The organism is Sphingobacterium sp. NPDC055431, assembly GCF_053644255.1.
In genome coordinates, this window is sequence record NZ_JBSHLH010000041.1 from 1 (window position 1) to 1,485 (window position 1,485).

The window sequence follows — 1,485 nt, forward strand, 5'->3', positions numbered from 1 at the left end:
TTTCTGTATAGATCATGTATGTGGCGCAGCTCCCCCGGAGCGGGCTCTAGAAAGGAGGTATTCCAGCCGCACCTTCCGGTACGGCTACCTTGTTACGACTTAGCCCCAATTACCGGTTTTACCCTAACACGCTCCTTGCGGTTACATGCTTTAGGTACCCCCAGCTTTCATGGCTTGACGGGCGGTGTGTACAAGGCCCGGGAACGTATTCACCGCGTCATTGCTGATACGCGATTACTAGCGAATCCAACTTCACGGGGTCGAGTTGCAGACCCCGATCCGAACTGTGAATGGCTTTTCGAGATTGGCATCACATTGCTGTGTAGCTGCCCGCTGTACCATCCATTGTAGCACGTGTGTAGCCCCGGACGTAAGGGCCATGATGACTTGACGTCGTCCCCGCCTTCCTCTCTGCTTGCGCAGGCAGTCTGTTTAGAGTCCCCACCTTGACGTGCTGGCAACTAAACATAGGGGTTGCGCTCGTTGCGGGACTTAACCCAACACCTCACGGCACGAGCTGACGACAGCCATGCAGCACCTAGTTTCCTGTCCCGAGGGACGGATGCGTCTCTGCATCCTTCAGTAACTTTCAAGCCCGGGTAAGGTTCCTCGCGTATCATCGAATTAAACCACATGCTCCTCCGCTTGTGCGGGCCCCCGTCAATTCCTTTGAGTTTCACCCTTGCGGGCGTACTCCCCAGGTGGATGACTTAACGCTTTCGCTTGGACGCTTACGGTATATCGCAAACATCGAGTCATCATCGTTTAGGGCGTGGACTACCAGGGTATCTAATCCTGTTCGATCCCCACGCTTTCGTGCATCAGCGTCAATAACGGCTTAGACAGCTGCCTTCGCAATCGGTGTTCTGAGACATATCTATGCATTTCACCGCTACTTGTCTCATTCCGCCGTCTTCAACCGCATTCAAGCACTTCAGTATCAAGGGCACTGCGACAGTTGAGCTGCCGTCTTTCACCCCTGACTTAAAGTGCCGCCTACGCACCCTTTAAACCCAATAAATCCGGATAACGCTCGGATCCTCCGTATTACCGCGGCTGCTGGCACGGAGTTAGCCGATCCTTATTCTTTAGGTACATTCAGCCCACTACACGTAGTGGGGTTTATTCCCTAACAAAAGCAGTTTACAACCCATAGGGCAGTCGTCCTGCACGCGGCATGGCTGGTTCAGGGTTGCCCCCATTGACCAATATTCCTTACTGCTGCCTCCCGTAGGAGTCTGGTCCGTGTCTCAGTACCAGTGTGGGGGATTCTCCTCTCAGAGCCCCTAGACATCGTCGCCTTGGTGGGCCGTTACCCCACCAACTAGCTAATGTCACGCGAGCCCATCCATATCCTATGAATATTTAACTGCCTCCCGATGCCGGGATGCAGTGTCATGCGGTGTTAATCCGGATTTCTCCGGGCTATCCCCCTGATATGGGCAGGTTGCTCACGCGTTACGCACCCGTGCGCCACTCTCACCA

At 54.3% G+C, this 1,485-nt stretch carries 1 rRNA gene; it reads right to left on the reverse strand.

The features are described from left to right. Positions 1-50: 50 nt before the first annotated feature. Positions 51-1,485, reverse strand: a 16S ribosomal RNA gene (locus ACWIB3_RS18560); the annotation flags it as partial.